The sequence below is a fragment of the Paraburkholderia sp. EG286A genome, from assembly GCF_040965375.1.
Lineage (GTDB): Bacteria > Pseudomonadota > Gammaproteobacteria > Burkholderiales > Burkholderiaceae > Paraburkholderia.
In genome coordinates this window covers 261,363-279,044 of the sequence record NZ_JBFRCB010000004.1, presented here as the reverse complement: position 1 = coordinate 279,044, position 17,682 = coordinate 261,363, and the positions used below count along the sequence as shown (strand labels likewise).

At 65.8% G+C, this 17,682-nt stretch carries 10 protein-coding genes; 8 read left to right on the top strand and 2 right to left on the bottom strand.

All coding sequences use genetic code 11. From position 1 onward, the window contains the following. Window positions 1-1,926: 1,926 nt before the first annotated feature. The 4 genes from AB4Y35_RS20150 to AB4Y35_RS20135 all read left to right on the top strand — a co-directional run bounded on the left by AB4Y35_RS20150 (window position 1,927) and on the right by AB4Y35_RS20135 (window position 8,329). Window positions 1,927-3,177 carry an exonuclease SbcCD subunit D gene (locus tag AB4Y35_RS20150; RefSeq protein WP_368705627.1) on the top strand — a complete coding sequence of 417 codons (1,251 nt, stop codon included), beginning with the start codon at window positions 1,927-1,929 and terminating at the stop codon, window positions 3,175-3,177. Between the two features lie 3 nt (window positions 3,178-3,180). Next, complete coding sequence (locus tag AB4Y35_RS20145; RefSeq protein ID WP_368705626.1) at window positions 3,181-6,651, top strand: AAA family ATPase; 3,471 nt, start codon at window positions 3,181-3,183, stop codon at window positions 6,649-6,651. A 233-nt stretch (window positions 6,652-6,884) separates the two neighbouring features. Further along, window positions 6,885-7,397: an H-NS histone family protein gene (locus AB4Y35_RS20140; protein WP_368705625.1), complete on the top strand. Its 513-nt coding sequence runs from the start codon at window positions 6,885-6,887 to the stop codon at window positions 7,395-7,397. 134 nt (window positions 7,398-7,531) lie between these two features. Continuing rightward, the gene (locus tag AB4Y35_RS20135) at window positions 7,532-8,329 is read left to right on the top strand and encodes a sulfite exporter TauE/SafE family protein (RefSeq protein ID WP_368705624.1); all 798 of its coding nucleotides are present in this window, start codon (window positions 7,532-7,534) and stop codon (window positions 8,327-8,329) included. Window positions 8,330-8,341: 12 nt separating this feature from the next. Here the strand turns inward: AB4Y35_RS20135 and AB4Y35_RS20130 are convergent, their stop codons facing one another. Together AB4Y35_RS20130 and AB4Y35_RS20125 are read right to left on the bottom strand one after the other, a co-directional pair. Then, window positions 8,342-9,667 (bottom strand): MFS transporter, encoded by a 1,326-nt coding sequence (locus AB4Y35_RS20130; RefSeq protein ID WP_368706120.1) that lies wholly within the window; start codon window positions 9,665-9,667, stop codon window positions 8,342-8,344. A gap of 305 nt (window positions 9,668-9,972) precedes the next feature. Beyond that, window positions 9,973-11,382, bottom strand: a complete 1,410-nt coding sequence (locus tag AB4Y35_RS20125; RefSeq protein WP_368705623.1) for a GGDEF domain-containing protein — start codon at window positions 11,380-11,382, stop codon at window positions 9,973-9,975. Between the two features lie 267 nt (window positions 11,383-11,649). Between AB4Y35_RS20125 and AB4Y35_RS20120 the strand changes: the two genes are divergently transcribed. The 4 genes from AB4Y35_RS20120 (at window position 11,650) to AB4Y35_RS20105 (ending at window position 17,677) form a co-directional block, all read left to right on the top strand. Beyond that, window positions 11,650-13,536, top strand: a complete 1,887-nt coding sequence (locus AB4Y35_RS20120; RefSeq protein WP_368705622.1) for an SPFH domain-containing protein — start codon at window positions 11,650-11,652, stop codon at window positions 13,534-13,536. Window positions 13,537-13,665: 129 nt separating this feature from the next. After that, window positions 13,666-14,649 carry a protease modulator HflC gene (gene hflC, locus AB4Y35_RS20115; protein ID WP_368705621.1) on the top strand — a complete coding sequence of 328 codons (984 nt, stop codon included), beginning with the start codon at window positions 13,666-13,668 and terminating at the stop codon, window positions 14,647-14,649. Then, entirely contained in the window at window positions 14,646-15,680 is a 1,035-nt protein-coding gene (gene hflK / locus AB4Y35_RS20110) for a protease modulator HflK (RefSeq protein WP_368705620.1), read from the top strand. The genes hflC and hflK overlap by 4 nt, the downstream gene beginning before the upstream one ends. Next, entirely contained in the window at window positions 15,677-17,677 is a 2,001-nt protein-coding gene (locus tag AB4Y35_RS20105; protein WP_368705619.1) for a heavy metal translocating P-type ATPase, read from the top strand. Before hflK ends, AB4Y35_RS20105 begins: the two co-directional genes overlap by 4 nt. Window positions 17,678-17,682 lie beyond the last annotated feature (5 nt).

Sequence of the window (17,682 nt, the reverse complement as noted above, 5' to 3'; positions counted from 1 at the left end):
GCGATCCAGGACAAACCTCATCGTTGGGACGGGAACGAAGGATGAGGTCATCTCCTCGGCTGCACTCGTCGTGCGGTGTGCCATGGTCCATCGCTCGGTTGCTGAACTGTTGGCCGAGGCGATGTGTCGAGTCGACACACGGTCGTTGCCACCCCGCGGGGGCGGTCTCTGGTGACCGTGATCTGGAACATGCCACATCGGTGGCGCGCGCGGTTCGTGAGGAAGCGAATACGTCCAAAGCGCTTGGTGGCCCCTAGGTGTGAAAAGGCGATCCACTCGCGCAGATCTCCCGCGCGCCCGGCCGCCGCGGGTGCAATCGGCGTTGCCAGCACGTGTGTCGTATCGTGCGTGCGCGTGTGTCGACTCGACACACCGCCGGCATTTCCCAACCCATTGCGGCTCCTAATGGGGGTACCCGCTCGCCAGTGGAAGACGAAGCCGCCTCCGCCACTCCGACTGAGATCAAGCTGCTTTAAAGAACTGGAGAAGCGCCATGTTCCGCATCGTCTCCTGGAGAACGAGTGCTGCCGGCAATCGGCGGGGCATTTGCATGGTCCGATGGGCTGCATCGCACGATCCACCGGCCGCTCCTATGACTTGCAGTTGCCGGTTGCCGTATGCACCAACTGCGACGTTGCGCCAACTCCTGGGTTGACCGCCAAAGCGCCCGCACAGGCAGTCGTCCACACGGCTTGGAGCCATGCCTTACCAACATCGCCGACCTCGGGTTCCCCGACGCCTTTACGGCGATGAACGCCCTCCATCCATGCGTCACGACAAAACTCACGCATTGTGCTCATGCTCAATCAGTGTACGAGCGCTGTCAGCCCGTTGAGCCGACGTTTTGGCGGTGGCGGGCGGCGCCATGTACTCGCGTCCGCCGCTTGCGCTTTGCCTTGAGATTCCACCCGGTTGCCTCCGGCACAGCCGACGCAGCGCCGCCCAGTAATGCTCACGAGACGCCTGTTTTAGAGAGGACCGGCAAGCCCAGCGAGCGACAGAACGGATAGCCTGCGGGTCAGAGGCGAGCCCGCTGTGCGCGGTGTGGGAGTGGGGTAGGACCGCTCGTCACGGTAACGTGCCACGGCGCTTGGTCTCCGCGTTCCCGCGCTGAGCTTGCCCGGTTATTCGTTGCTCATCCGGCGAGCGACGGTAGACGGTAGAGCGTGACTTCTCGTGACTGAATAGATCGCCTACATTCGTCCAACAACTAAGTGCTTCTAATGCAACTAACTGTCTACGTCAGTCAGCACCGCCGAGGATGAAGCGAGCGATGGCGGCCGCGTGCGCCCAGTGCTCCGGCCACCTAAAACGAGAAAGCCACGTAGCGATCAGCGCTCCAACATCGAGAAAATACAGCAGAGAAGTGGAGCACCACAGGTAAGCGAGCGAACCGCACAGTGGCCTAAACGACGCGAACAGCAGCCACATCGCGAAAAGCCAAGCGGCGCGACGCGCCGATCCAGCCTCAGAAAGCCACCAATCCACCGTGAAACATTTCACTCAAAACCGAGAAATCGGCGAAACTCTTATCCCGTCGGCGTTTCATGCTTGAAGCAATCCAAATTCTAGTACTTGTTTCACGGGCATAACGGCTCTCCGACCCCGAAACACAGTCAGGATGGTGGTCAACGAACTAAAACTCACCTCGTCGGTGCCAATCGTATATTTCAATACGTATTTTGTAGTTCTCGAACTTCGAGCTGAAGTCATGTGCGAAGCAGCGCTTTACCCCGCGACGTTACCTGAAGCCGCCCCATCCGCGTCGATTAAAATTGGGCCCCATTGCCGAGTCACATTCCAGGGCTTCGATCCGGGCCCATAGTCGTGCTCACATCGCCGGCGCGCATCACTTGCCGCTCGCGCGATCAAGCAGCAATCGCCCTTTCTCCATTCAGCGCCCGCAAACACCATAGAGGACACGTCGTGAAGTTCATCCACGCGGCAGACCTACACCTCGACAGCCCGCTCCATGGCCTGAGCGCCTATCCCGATGCGCCGGTCGCCCAATTGCGAAACGCCACGCGCGAGGCGTTGCGCCTGCTCGTCGATCGCGCCATCGAAGAAGAGGTTGCGTTCGTCGTCATCGCTGGCGATCTCTACGACGGCGACTGGAAGGACCACAACACCGGCATCTTCTTCGGCCAGCAGATGGGACGTCTGCGCAAGGCGGGCATTCGCGTCTTCGCGTTGTGGGGCAACCACGACGCGGAAAGCGAAATGACCAGGAAACTCACATTGCCGGACAACGTGGTGGTGTTCAGTCATCGCAAGCCTGAAACCCACGCGCTGCACGACATCAAGGTGGCGCTGCATGGGCAGAGCTTCAAGGACAAGGCCGTGGTCGAAAATCTCGCCGTGGGCTACCCGTCGCGGGTTTCCGGTTACTACAACATCGGTGTGCTCCACACCGCGCTCGAGGGCTATGCCGCGCACGCGACTTACGCGCCATGCACGCGTGCCGAATTGCACGCGAAGGGCTACGACTACTGGGCACTCGGCCACGTCCACGAATTTCAGCAGTGGGCGGAAGAGTCGACCATCGTCTTCCCCGGCAATCTGCAGGGCCGGCACATCCGCGAAACGGGGCGCCGCGGCGCCGTGCTCGTGAGCATCGAGGGCGGCCGCACGGAGGTCGAGCGTCTCTACCTCGACGTGCTGCGCTGGGAGTCGGTGCGTGTCGACGCGAGCGACTGCGAAAGCGTCGCGGATCTGTCGCGCAAGATCGGCGCTGCGCTCGAAGCGCTGTTGGCCGTCGACGCGCACGTGCCGCGCGCGGTGCGCGTGACGGTGACGGGCAAGTCGCCGGCCCATGGACTCTTTTTCGGGCGCGCCACGCAATTGCGCGCCGAGGTGCTCAATCAGATCGGCATTATCGGCAATGACAAGCTGTGGCTCGAAAAGGTCAAGCTCGAAACGAGCGCCGCCGATACGGCTGCTGCACAGAACGAGCAGATCGAAGCGATTGCCGATCTCAAACTGCTACTCGAAGCCGCCACGCAAGACGCCGAATTTCTCGCACTGCTCGAACGCGATTTGCGTGCCTTCGTCGGCAAGGTGCGCAGCGAAGTGAAAGAAGACGCGCCACTGCTCGAACTCGCCCGCGAGGGCAAACTCGCGGCGCTGGTGGAGCAGGTCGGCCCCGCGCTGCTTGCGCGCCTTTCCACGGGAGAATGACCAGTGCGTCTCAAGCAACTCGATTTGATCAAATACGGCAAGTTCACCGATACGACACTGCCGTTTCCCCATGCGGCGCACGATTTCCACGTCATCGTGGGGCCGAACGAAGCGGGCAAGTCCACGGTGCGGACCGCCGTGTCGGAGTTGTTGTTCGGCATGCGCCTGCAAACGCCGCTCGACTTTCTCCATAACACGCCGGAATTGCGCATTGGCGGCGTTCTGGAAAACGGCGCGGCCGAGCAACGATTTCATCGCGCGCGCGGCCGCAACTCGCTGCGCACTCCGCAGGACGACAAACTGCCCGACGACTTTCTCGCCGCATTTCTCGACGGCACGAGCAAGGAGTTCTTCGAGCAGATGTTCGGCCTCGATCATGCGCGGCTCGTTGAAGGCGGCCGCAGCATTCTCGACGCATCGGACAAACTCGGCCAGGTGTTGTTCGAATCGGCGGCGGGTGTGGGTAGCCTCGGGCCCGTGCGCGAGGAGCTCGAGAATCGCGCGGCCGAACTTTGGGCTCCGCGACGCAGTGGCAGTGCGTATGCACAGGCGGAAACGTCGTTCGCCGAGGCAACGAGCGAACTGAAGGCCGCGCAGGTGCGCACGCGCGATTGGGTCGAGAAGAAAGACGCGCTCGAAGCGGTCGAACAAGCAATCGAGCGGTTGCGCGCCGAACAGCGCAGTCTCGAATCGCAGCGCTCGAAGCTCGAACGCGTGCGCCGCCTCGCTCCCTATATAGAAGAGCTTGCGCTCAAGCAGCACGAGTTGGCCGCGTTGGGCGAGGTCGTCGATCTACCGCCCACCGCGCATGCCGATCTGTTGAAGGCGCAAGCCGACATCGCCGCCGAGCGCAAAGTGCAGGAAGCGCGCCAGGCCGATCTTGCAGGCAAAAAAGCGTCACGCGATGCGATCGAGCCCGATCGTGCGGCACTCGCACTCGCAGCCGAAATCGACGCGCTCGACACGCTGCGCGGCGAATGCGTCAATCATCCGCGCGAATTGCTGGTGCGTGAAACCGAGATCCGCAACTATCTCGACGCTGCCTTTGCCGCTGCGGCCCAGCTCGGCTGGCCGGGTGATGAAGCCGCATTGCGCGCGGCGCTGCCCGGCGCGCTCGCGCTGAAGACGGTGACGAACCTGCTGCGCGATCACGGTCTTCGCGAGCAGGCGCTCACTACGGCACGCGAGGCATATGACGAACAGACGCGCAAGCTCGCTCAATTGCAGGAGCAGCTTGCGCGCCTGCCCGGCATCGACGTGCCGCATGCGTTGCACGCGGCGCTCGACGATGCGCGCGAATTCCGCAACAGTGTGACGAAGGAAAGCGCGCTCGAACGCGAACTGGCGGACGCGCAGCGCACGGTCGAAGAGAAACGCCAACTGCTGGGCCAGTGGAGCAAGCCGGTGCCGGCGTTGCGCGCGCTCGATCTGCCATCGGCCACGCGTCTGGCCGCACTGCAAAAGGAAGAAAGCGAGCGCCAGAGCGCGGTGGCCGCAGCGCGAGATGCGGCAGCGGCCGCACAAGAGGATATCGAGCGATTCGAATTGCAGGAGACGCATTTCACGCAGGGCAACAAGGTTGTCACGACTGCCGAAGTGCAGGCGGCGCGCACGCGCCGCGACAGCGCGTGGGACGAAGTCAGGCAGGCGCGCGTCAGTCTCGCGGATGGCGCACCCGCCGTGGACGACGCGATGCGCCTCGCCGACGAACTCGTCGACGCGCAACTCGGCACCTCGCAGGCGGCGGCTACATTGCAGAACTTGCGTCAGCAAGTCGAAACGGCGCGCGCGAATGCGCAGCGCAAGCTTGCGACGTTGAGCGAACGCGAGCGCGAACTTGAAGCCTTTCGCAATTCCTGGACGCAAATTGCCATTGACGCGCAACTGGCTGGCATGACGCTTGCGGACATGGGCGCGTGGCTCGCGAATCGTGAAGCGGCGCTCAATGCACAGAGTGAAAGCGATCGCCGCGCGAGCGAGCTTGAAGCGCGTCGAGCGGCGCGCATCGCCGCGCATGCGGCGCTGCTCGAAACCTTGCGCCCGGTCGCACAGGCGAACGAAGACGATGCGCTGACGACGTTGATCGGCATGGCGGAAACCGTCGTGCAATCGGCTCACAAGAGCGCCGTGCAGCGCGAAGGTCTGGAAGCACAGATTCGTGACGCCGAGCGTGCGAGTGAATCCGCGCAATCCCGTTTGACGATTGAACAGGACGCCTACGCAAAGTGGCAGACGCAATGGCGCGAGGCGCTCGCGCAAGCGAATCTCGGCGCACGCGCGGCGACGCTCGCGGCGGCGGAAGGCGCCGTCGAACTCGCCAATGCCATTGCGGCCGCTTTTTCGGATGCCGAAGCACCCCGCAACCGCATTCGCGCGATTCGCACGCAATTAGCGATGCTGGAAGCCGACGCGCGACGCCTCGCCGAGACGCTCGCGCCCGAATGGCCCGTGTCGAGCGACGGCATCGACGTGGCGCGTCAGCTCGCGGCGCGGCTCGCAACCGCGCGCGAAACGGCGAAATCTCTCGCCCAGGCCGATGCCGACGCGCAGGTCGCCCGCACGCGCGTAGCCGATGCCGCCGCGGCGGTAGCGGGCGCACAGGCGCGCATCGAGCCCATTCTGAAACTCGCGGGCGTGAACGAAATCGACGCGGCATTGCCGCTCGCCGAGCGTTCCGACGCGCGTCGCGCGCTGTCGAAAGCGATCTCGGCGGCGCGGGACACGCTCGTGCGCGAAGGCGACGGACTTGCACAGGAGGCCATCGCGGCAGAGATTGCGGAGCAGCCCATCACCGAGGTACCCGCGCTGCTCGCAACCGTGAACCAGCAACGCGAAGCGGGCGACCGCGCGTTGAGCGAGTGCCTGCAGCAACAGGTGAGCGCGAGGCAAGAGTTCGACGCGATCAACGGCCAGGCCAATGCGGCGCTCGCCGAAGCGAAGCGCCAGGAAGCCTTGAGCGCCATGGGCGACGCCGCGGAGCAATATCTCGAAGCCGCGACCGCGAGCCGCCTGCTCAAATGGGCAACGGATCGTTATCGCGATCAGAAGCAGGGGCCGATGCTGCGTCGCGCGGGGGAAATATTCAGGGGACTCACGCTCGGTGATTTCGCGCGGCTCGTGGTCGATAACGAACGCAATCCGCCCGCATTGCATGCGCGCCGCAGCACCGGCAAAACCGTGGAAGTGAGTGGAATGAGTGAAGGCACGCGCGACCAGCTTTTTCTCGCGCTGCGCATCGCTGCCCTCGAATTGCAGCTGGTGAGCAAGGCGGCGCTGCCCTTCGTTGCCGACGATCTCTTCATCAATTTCGACGACGAGCGCGCAAAGGCCGGTTTCGCGGCATTACGGAATCTCTCCGCGAAAACCCAGGTGTTGTTTCTGACGCACCACGATCACCTTTTGCCCATGATTCGCGAGATATTCGGCACGCAGGTCAATGTCGTCGAATTGCAGCGCACGCCTCTCGTTGCGTAGCGGTGCGAATGTTTCTCAATGAGAATTCATGGGAACTTTGTTTGCGGAACGATCAATAGTCTGATCAGGAAACATGTTTTTCACTACAAAACATTCGTTTAAATTTGCCAGCGTGCGGGATTTGACTTCATAATCACCTTGTCTTTCGCGACGCCCCGGCCGACAAGATCGCAATTCGATCGGCCACTGATGGTTGAAGGGTGTCCGTAAAAACCGTGAATAAGGAGGTGTGAATGGTCACCCTGGATGCAATTCAATCGAAGATCGCAAAGCTGCAAAAGCAGGCCGAATCGATCGTGGAAAAACAAGCGTCGGTCGGTCTCACGAAAATTCGCGATCTGATGGCCAAACATGGCCTGAGCGTGGCCGACATCGACCGCTTCGTCGGCAAGAAGCGTGGCCGCAAGCCTGGCAAAGGCGTCAAAGCCGCAGGTCCGAAGCGCACTGTTGCGGCCAAATATGCCGATCCGAAAACGGGCGCCACGTGGACCGGCCGCGGCCGTGCGCCGGCATGGATTCGCGACGTGAAAGACCGTTCGAAATTCCTGATCGACGGCAGCGCGGCAAAGACCGCGACCAAGGCCGCACGCAAACCGCGCGCCAATGCCGCGGCGGTGAAAAAGACCGCGGCGAAGCGCGCCAAGGCCGCACCGGCGAAGAGAGCCGCACCCGCAAAGCGGGCGGCGCGTAAAACGGCGGGCCGTCGAGCCGCCACAAAGTCGGCACAAGCCGCAGCGGCTGCTTAATTAAGTCGCTGAGAAAAGCGCACAAGCGAAATTCGTTTGCGTACCGGTGGCCGCGCCGGCATTTCGACGCCCGCGGCCACTTTCTCATGAGCGGCGCGCGTAACGACGCGCGCCTATTGCCCTGATCGTCACCGATGTCCGGCCTTTCTTTTTCCTCGGGCCTTCTCGCGCCCCATCTGCAGTCGCTCGACGTCCTTCAATTGCTCGGCATTGCGGTTGCGCTCGTGCTGGGCGGTATGGTGAAGGGCGTGACGGGCATTGGCGTGCCGCTCGTGGCCATGCCCATCGTCACGCAATTTTTGCCGGTCAAGGAAGCAGTGCTGCTGCTGTCCATGCCGATCATTCTCGGCAATATTCCGCAGGCGCTGGAGGGGGGCGAAATGCTGCCTACCGTGCGCAATATCGCGGCGCCATTAATTGGCACCGTGATCGGCAATGTGATTGGGGTTTCCGTGCTGATCGCGCTGGAGCCGCATCACGCCCAGGCGGCATCGGGCGTGGCGTTGATCGTGGCGGCTTTGCTGTTGCTCGTCTCGCCGCGTTTCAAGCTCGCGCCCGCGCTCGCGCGGCCAGTGGGTTTTGCGCTCGGTTTCGGGGCGGCGCTCATGGAGAGCATTGCCGCCGTGCCAGGGCCCTTGCTCGCCATGTATCTGATCGCGTCGGGCGCCACGGGCCGCGCCTTCACGAAACAGATCGCGATCATTCTCGTCGTTTCGGTCATCACGCTCATCACGACGTTCAGCCACGGCGCGCACGCCAATCTCGTCGATCTCGCGATTTCGGCGGCGGCCAGCGTGCCCGCCATCGCGGGCATGCTGCTCATTCGACCGTTGCGCGACCGCTTGCATCCGCTCGCATTTCGCGTGGTCGTGCTCGTGTGCGTGCTGGCCGCTGCTTTCCAGATGATCGTCAAATCGCACGTGCTGTTTTGACGATCGCCTGACTCAATGGCTGATCGATTCGAGCGAGAGCCCGCGCGTCACCGGCCCTAGCAGAATCATCACGATGCCCACGAGCATCGAAGCGCCGATGAACACCGCGACGCCAGGCACACCGTAATGATGGAGCAGGATGCCGATGGCCAACCCCGCGAACGCGGCGGCGATGCGGCTCCACGAGTACACGAAGCCGACGGCGCGCGCGCGGATACGCGTCGGGTAAAGCTCGGCCTGGTAACCGTGATAGGCATAGGACATCACGTTCGAAGCGAGCGTGAACAGCACGCCCAGCACGATCAGGACCCACGGCTGCGTGGCTTGCGCGAATAGCGTAATCACCACGGCCATCATCAGGAGGCCGCCGACGATCTGCGTCTTGCGCTCCAGCTTGTCGGCGAACCACACGCCAATCAGCGGCCCGAACGGATTGGCGATGGCAATCACGAAGGCGTACGCAAGACTCTGCGTGATGTGGACGCCGCGCGCGATCAGCAGCGTCGGCACCCACGCGGCGAAGCCATAAAAGCCGATCACCTGCGCCATGTTGAAGATCGACAGAATCACCGTGCGCCGCAAATACGGTGCGCGCAACACTTCGCCAAGCGAGCCGCGCCCGGCCTTTTCAAGCGAGATCGCCCCGAGCGGCGGCAGAGCCGTGCCCGTTTCGGCGCTGACGCGCCGTTCGATGTCTGCAACGATGCGTTCCGCTTCGTCCTCACGGCCATTGCGCGCGAGCCAGCGCGGGCTCTCGGGAATGCTCCGGCGCAGGAACCACACCACCACCGCGCCCACCGAGCCGATCAGGATCACCACGCGCCAGTAGTCGAGGCCGATAGGATGCGAGTCCTTGAGGATATAGGCGAGAAACGCGACCACGGGCACCACGCTGAACGTGATGAACTGGTTGACTGCGTAGGCGCGGCCGCGCTCGCCGCTCGGGATCAGCTCGGAAATATACGTGTCGATGGTCACGAGCTCGATGCCAATGCCGATGCCCGCAATGAAGCGCCAGATATTGAGCGCCTGGCCACTCGTCTGAAACGCCATGATCGCCGTGCAGACGATGTACCAGATCAGCGACCACGTGAAGATCATGCGCCGCCCGAACCGGTCGGCGACCTGGCCGAACGCGAGCGCGCCGACCCACAGCCCGGCGAAGGTCGAGAATACGAAGGTGCCGAAGCCGGCCACCTTGAGCGGCCCGAGTGCGGAAAAGAAGCCGAGCGATTCCGGTGTGAAGAGACCCGAATGCACCATGCCGGGCGCGACATAGCCCGTGAAGAAGAGGTCGTAAAACTCGAATACGCCGCCGAGCGACAGCAGAATCACCATCGACCAGACTGTGCGCGACGGCGGCAGCCGGTCGAAACGGGCGGCAATTTCCGCCGATTTTTCAATGGACATCCCGATTCCTCATTACATTTTGAAAGCGTGTGGGGAACAAAATGTGCATGCATCGATGTATTTGCATGGGTTGCGCGCGACGTATGCAAATGCCGATACAGGCCATAGCACGCACTTTATTGATGCATTGACATCGAAGCACCTGGTTGAAACCCAAATGCGTTGCGCTTATGGCAATGCCGCGCTTCGCAATGCCGCTCATGCCAACGCAAGCGGCAACGAATCGGCACGCTTTACGCGATGCTCGCGCCTGTGTGGCTCACGCGGTTGCGGCCGGCGTGTTTGGCCGCATACAACGCGGCATCGGCGGCTTCGATCAGCGCATTGGGGGACGACGCAACGATCGCGTCACGGGTGGCGCAGCCCGCGCTCACCGTGACGAGGCCGCCTGCGGCGGGAGAGGGAATGCCGAGCTGCTCGACGGCGGCGCGTGCGCGTTCGGCGAGCGCCGCGGCTTCATCCGCGCCGGTACCGGGCAGGACGAGCGCGAATTCTTCGCCGCCATAGCGCGCGACGAAACCGCCCGGTGTGTGCAGCGTGCTTGCCAGCGTGGCGGCGAGCGCGCCCGCGACGGCGCCGAGGCAGGCGTCGCCGTGCAGATGGCCGAAAGCGTCGTTGTAGTGCTTGAAGTGATCGACATCGAGCATCACGAGCGAAAGCGGCTGGCCGCTGTGCGCGGCGCGCTCGAAGGCCTCGCGGAACTGCTCGTCGAAATAGCTGCGGTTGTAGACACGCGTGAGCGCATCGCGCGCGGAGGCGCGGATCAGCGTCGCGTGTTCTTCCGCGAGCTGGCGATAGAGCGCCGTCACTTCCCACACCAGCACGCACACGAGCACGCCTGGCGCGAACATGCTGAACACGCGCGCGACATACCAGCCCACCGTGAAGCGCTCGATGCTGAGCGTATTGAGCGCGGCGTCGACGAGCGAGGCGAGCAGCGCCACCACGATCCACAAATCGAGCACGAGGCGCAGCCGTCCCTTGAGCAGCACGAGCGCGATGGCGATCAGGTTGAGCGCGCAAATCACGAGGCCCGCGAGATTGTTCGCGATGACCGACGCCGGCGAGAAAGCAGCGGCCGGCACAGCGTCCGCAACGTCGTGAAACGGCGAGGCGAGATCGACGTGCGTGACGAGCACGCCGAGCAGGGCGGCGACCGCCGCCGGGCCCGCGATGAGCAGCCAGCCGCGCGCGTCGAGACGTTCGCGGGCGAACGGCGGGGCGGGCAGGCGCTTTCTCACCAGTTCGGCCACGATGACGAGCGCGGGAAAGCCGGCGTGCCAGAACACCCACATCCATTCGGCGCTATACGGGAGCGCGCCGAACAAACCCGTGCGCGCGAACACGCCAGGAAACATCAACAGCTGCAGCGCGACGGTAATGGCCGTGAACGCGTAGGCGCCGCCCAGCGCGGCGAGCATGGCCACGCGCGTAGCCGCGAAACGCGCGCCCAGCAGGAACGCCGCGATGCTCGACGTGGTGAACACGGTGAGCGCGCACATCGGCATGAACGGGGCGATGCCGGGCAAGGCGTCGCGCGCCCGCGGCGCCGCGAGCGCAAGCGTGAGGAGGATCGCAAACGCGCATACGCTGGCGAAGAGCGCCTGCCTGCGTGTTGCCGGACCGATCAGCAAGCCGTCCATATGATGACTTTGGGGTCGATGCGCAGCTCGAGAATTGTGATCGGGGTGTGATAGCGCGAGGGGCCGCTCGCGTCCGGAAAGCAGACTAAATTGACTGAAGGTATTGTGCTCCGAATCGGCTAAATAGTGGGGCACGGATGCACGCGGCCAGTTATATTGAGTTTCGGTTTTGAGCGCGCTACATTGGGCGCGCGAATTTCAGCGTCGCGCGATCGGTGGTCGTTACGCGCGGGCCTGATTCATGTAATTTGCATGTAAGGATTGCTGATGATGCATCGCGTATCGCGCGACCACCGCGAAGGCTATGGCTGGCTCGGCGGTCGTGCGGGCCAGACGAGGCTTGGCTGGTCCGCGTTGGGGTTGGCTTGCGTGTTCGGCGCGCTGGCTTTCGTTTCCGCTGTGCCGTTCGATGCGCGGCTATGCGCCGTGATGTCGAGCGCGTGCCTCAATCTCTTCATCGTCGTCTTCGGCGCGCGGCTGTTGGCGGCGCGCGTGCCAGCCGGCGAACCGGTCGCGAAGACTGCACTGCACCTCTTGCGCCTCGCGTTCCAGCGCAATTCGGAGGCCGCCGATATGCGCGGCCTGCTGCAGTCGCTTCCGTGGCAAGGTTGGATCGCGCCGCTCGCCGCACTCGTTTCGCTTGCGTTCGCCATCTCCGCGTGGACGACTCCCGCGTTTGCGCCAACGGTTTCGCAACGTGAATCGGCGCCGTTTCTCGTCGCGGGAGCCGCTGCACTCGTCATCGCTTTTGCTGCGCTCGTGGCCGAGCGCTTTCATGCGCAGCGCGCCGCACAATCGCGCGAATCCGCCGCGCTCGCAGGGTTGTTGCGCGTGGTGCTCGTCGCGGCCTTGAGTATGGCGGCATCGGTCGCGGCGCTGGCTTATGCGGGCGAGCCGCTTACGTGGCTCGTGCGCATCGTCGCCCTGCTTTCCGGCGTGATTGCCGTCGAACTCGGCCTGCGCGCGCTGCTCGCAGCGTTGGCCAAGCCCGGCGAGGACCGCATCCTGCATAGCAGCATCGCGGGCCTGCTGAGCGTGCAGGCACGTCCGGTCGCCGCACTCAATGCCCAATTGCGCATGCGCTATGGCATCGATCTGCGGCAGAACTGGGCGCTCCAGAGCTTCGTTCGCCTCCTGCCAGGCGCGTTGGTGGCCATGGTGGTGGCGGGGTGGCTGCTTGGCGGGGTGACGATCCTCGGTCCCGATCAGCGCGCCGTGTACGAGCGCTTCGGCGCACCTGTCGCCGTGTGGCAGCCGGGCCTGCATGTGGGCCTGCCCTGGCCCTTCGGCCGCGCGCGCGTAATCGACAACGGCGCGGTCCATCAACTGATCGTCTCGGGCAGCGCGAACGACAGCAGCCGCGCCGCGCCTGCCGTTTCCGCCGATGGCGACACACCCGCGCAATTGAATCGCCTGTGGGACGTGGCGCATCCCTGGGAGACGACTCAGGTGATCGCGGGCACGAGCGGCGCGCAGCAGGCGTTCCAGATCGTGAGCGCGGACGTGCGGCTCGACTATCGTGTCGGCCTCACGGACGCGGCGGCGCGCGCGTCGCTCTATCGAGCGGTCGACATGGACGACACGGTGCGCTCGATCGCGAACCGCGAGGTCGTGCGTTACCTCGCGTCGCGCACGCTGCCGTCGCTGCTCGACACGCCACAAACGGCCATGGCCCGCGCGTTGCGCGGCGCCGTGCAGCACGAGCTGGACCGGCTCGCGAGCGGCATCGAGGTCGTGGCCGTGGTGATCGAGAGCGTGCACCCGCCCGCGGGCGCGGCCGCCGCGTATCACGGCGTGCAGGCCGCGCAGATTCGCGCGCAGGCCAGTGTGGTGCAGGCGCACGGCTTTGCGGCGACGGCGCTCGGGCAAGCGCAGCAGCAGGCGATCGAGACCGTCGCGCTGGGCAGCGCGAACGCGGCCGACACGCTTGCCGCCGCGCGCGCCCAGCAGATCGGCTTCGACGCCGATGTGATCGCGCAGCAGCTCGGCGGCCCGGCATTCGGCTTCGAGTATTACCTGCACAGCCTGCAAAAAGGGCTAAAAAACGCGAGCGTGACCGTGATCGACGATCGGCTCGCGAGCGGCAGCCGCGCGACGATCGACCTGCGCACGTTGAGCCCGGCCACGGCGGCAGGCATGAAGAAGGCGTGGTGACCCGTTACCCCATAGACAGAGCAAGGTGATTCGAACGTGAGCCTTTTGCATACGCACGGCGATGCGCATTCCCATCATCATCATGACCACGGCGCACGCGGCTCCGGTGGTTCAGTCGGATCGGCGCCTGTGAATCCGCGGCGTTTTGCGTTGCGCGTGGTGTTCGCGCTGTTCTGCGTGATCGTCGCGCTCATCGTGGCGAGCGTCGTGCAGGTGCGCGAGGGCGAGGCCACTGTCGTCACGCGCTTTGGCGACCCCGTGCGCGTGCTGCTGCGGCCCGGTCTCGCGTGGCGCCTGCCCGCGCCCATCGAGGCCGCGGTGCCGGTGGACCTGCGCCTGCACACGACTTCGAGCGGCCTGCAGGACGTCGGCACGCGCGATGGTTTGCGCATCATCGTGCAGGCCTATGTGGCCTGGCGCGTGCCCGCCAACGCGAACGACATCGGCCGCTTCGTGCGCGCGGTGCGCAACGAACCCGACGAAGCCGCGCGCCAGATTCGCTCGCTGGTCGGTTCGGCCTTGCAGACCACGTCGGCCGGCTTCGATCTCGCCTCGCTCGTGAATACCGATCCGTCGCAGGTCCGCATCGGCGCATTCGAAGAGGCGCTGCGCCGCCAGGTCGATGCGCAGGTGTATGCGGCCTATGGCGTGCACGTCGTGCAGGTGGGCCTCGAGCGTCTCACGCTGCCCGCCGTGACGCTGGCGGCGACCGTCGATCGCATGCGCGCCGAGCGCGAGACCGTGGCCGCGCAACGCACGGCCGAAGGCCTGCGCGAAGCGGCGCAGATCCGCTCGGACGCCGATCGCGACGCGCGCGTGCTGATCGCCGACGCCAACGTGAAAGCCGCCGATATCGAGGCGCAATCGCGCAAGGATGCCGCGGCGATCTACGGCAAGAGCTATGCCGCCGATCCGCAGCTCTATACGATGCTGCGCTCGCTCGACACGCTCGGCACGGTCGTCAATAGCAACACGAACCTGATCCTGCGCACCGACGCCGCGCCGTTCCGCGCACTGGTGCAGGGGCCGCCCGGGCTCGGTGCGGCCGCGGCGCCGTCGGGCGCTGTCGTTGCGCCCGCAACCACTGCGCACGCTCGCGGACACACGCCATGAGCACGAGCGACAACGTCCCGGCGCTCGGGCCCGGCGCACAGGCGGTGCGTCTGTCGTTCTGGTTCGTGGCGGCGCTGGCCGTGCTGGCCGCGCTCGCGTGGGCCACGTCGAACGTGCGCCGCATTCCCGCCGACAGCAGCGCCGTCGTGATGCGTTTTGGCGCCTACGTGCGCAGCCAGGGCGCGGGGCTGCTCGTCGCGTTGCCGCGGCCGTTCGAAACGGTGCTGCTCGTGCCGGGCAGCGAGCGTGTGCTCGAGCGGCGCATCGTCTCGCTCACGCGCGATCCGGGTGCGCCCGCGCAATTGAGCGATGCCAGCGACGCGCTTGCGGGTTCCGGCTACGTGCTCACGGGCGATAACGGCGTCGTGCAGGTGAGCGCGACGCTGTTCTACCGTGTGAGCGACCCTTACGCGTATGCGTTGCAGCTCGAGCATCTCGACGCCGCGCTCGAGCGCATCGTCTCGGCCGCGGTGGCCCAAACCGCGGCGCAACGCGACCTCGATTCGATCCTCGTCGCGCGCCCGGAGATGGTGGCCGCCGATCAGCAGATGGCCGCGCGCCGCGAGCAATTGCGCGGCGATCTCGCGCGCGCGGTCCAGCGTCAGCTCGACGCGCTGACTGCCGCGCATGCGGGGCTCGGCATCGAGGTCTCGCGCATGGATCTGCAAGCGTCGTTTCCGGCCTCGGCGGTCGATGCGTTCAATGCCGTGCTGACTTCGCTGCAGAACGCCGAGCGCGATGTCGCGCAGGCGCGCACGCTCGCCGAAAAGACGCGGCAGCACGCGCAGCAAAGCGCCGACCGCATCGTGCAGGACGCGCAAGCGAGCGCGGCGGAGCGCGTGGCGACGGCGCAGTCGGAAACCTCGACGATCGCGCAGCTCGAAGCGGCGCTCGGCGCGAACCACGATCCGGGGCTGCTTGCGCGCGCGTATCGCGACCGCGTGCAGGCGGTGCTCGCGCACGCCGCGCGCGTGACGACGCTCGACCCCAACGACGCATCGAGCCTCGTGCTGCCGGGGCGCGCGCCATGACGACGCCATACGAAACGCCGACGAGTCATCGCGCACCCGGCGCCGCGCAGGAAGCCAGATCCACGCACGCCAACGGCCACGGCCACGCGCGCGAGGGTCAAGAAGGTCACGAAGCTGACGCAGGGCCATCCGTTGCCACGCTCGTCATGTCGGACGCCGAGCGCCGCGCCATCACGCGCCACACGTTGCTCGCGCTATTCGCGGGTGCCTTGCTGCTGCTCTCGCTCGCATGGCCGCATCTGGCGCGCGGCAACGCCACGCTTGCGCAAGTGCTGGCTGCGGCGGCCTCGCTCGTGGTCGCGCCGCCCGTGTTCGCGGGCGCGTGGCGCAGCCTCAGGACGCCGAGTCTGCACGGCGTGACCGACCGCCTCATTGCGCTCGCCATGCTGGGCGCCTGGGCCGTGGGCGACATGACGACGGCGGCGCTCCTGCCCATCGTGATGACCTTCGGTCACGCGCTCGAAGAGCGCAGCGTGCTCGGCTCGCAGGAAGCGATCCGTGCGCTGGGCCGCCTCACTGCCGGCGACGTACGGCGCGTGAGCGCCGCGGGCGCGATCGAGACCGTGCCCTATGACGCGCTGCGCCCCGGCGACGTCGTCGATGTGCTGCCCGGCTCGCGGGTGCCCGCGGACGGCATCGTGCGGCACGGCCGCTCGGCCATCGACAACGGGCCGATCACGGGCGAATCGTTGCCGCAGGATGCGCGCGAGGGCGCGCGCGTCTTCGGCGGCGCGATGAATCTGGATGGCCCGCTGCGCGTGGAGATCACGCACGTCGGCAAGGCCTCGACGCTGGGCAAGGTCGTCGAACTGATGCAGCGTGCCGAAGCCGCGAAGCCGCCCATCACGCAGGCGCTCGAACGCTATATGGACGCCTACCTCGCGCTCGTGCTGCTGATCGCGGCGATCGTCTGGTTCGTGAGCGCGAATGCTTCGGCCATGCTGGCGGTGATCGTCGCCGCGTGCCCATGCGCGCTCGTGCTGGCGGCGCCTTCCACCGCGATCGCCGGGATCGCGGCGGGCGCGCGGCGCGGGATCCTGTTCAGGAATGCGGCCTTTATCGACGCGCTGGCCGAGATCGATACGCTCGTGATCGACAAGACCGGCACGCTCACGCACGGCGAGTTGCGCGTGACGACGGTGGTGCTGCAGCCGGGCGCGGACGAAGCCGGCACGCTGGCGCTGGCCGCGCAGCTCGCCCAGGTCAGCGCGCATCCCGTGTGTCGCGCGCTGCTGCGCTACGGCGCGCCGGGGACGCCGCACACCGGGCCGCCCCCGCACGCGCGCGAACTGCGCGGCCTCGGCGTGCTCGCGACGATGCCGGAAGGCGAGGCCGTGCTGGGCCGCCATGACCTGCTCGAACAATACGTGAGCGCGCTGCCGCCCACGCCCGCGCAGCTGGACGGCCCATGCGCAGGCATCGCGCTCAACGGCCGCCTGCTCGCATGGTTCGGTTTCGCCGACACGCTGCGCCCGGAAGCCCGCGAAGCGCTGGACGGGATGCGTGCGCTCGGCATCGAGCGTGCGACGCTGCTTACGGGCGACCGCGAGCGTGTGGCGCACCGCGTGGCCGCCGAAGTGGGCATCGACACCGTGGTGGCGCACGCGCTGCCGCACGACAAACTCGACTATGTGCTCGGCGAGATCGGCGCGGGGCGCCGCCCGATGGTGGTCGGCGACGGCCTGAACGACGTGCTCGCGATCAAGGCCGGTGCGACCAGCGTGGCGATGGGCGAACGCGGCATCGATATCGCCGTGGCCGCCGCCGATATCGTGCTGCTCGCCGACGACCTGCGCCGCGTGCCGGACAGCGTGCGCCTCGGGCGGCGCTGCCGGCGCATCGCGACGGCGAATGCGGCGATCGGGCTCGCGTGGACGGTGGCCGTCATCACGCTGGCGGCACTAGGCGTGCTGAGCGCCGTGGCGAGCGCGCTGCTGCACAACGTCGGCACGTTCGTGGTGATCGCGAACGCGGGGCGTCTCCTGCGCGACGAATGACGAAC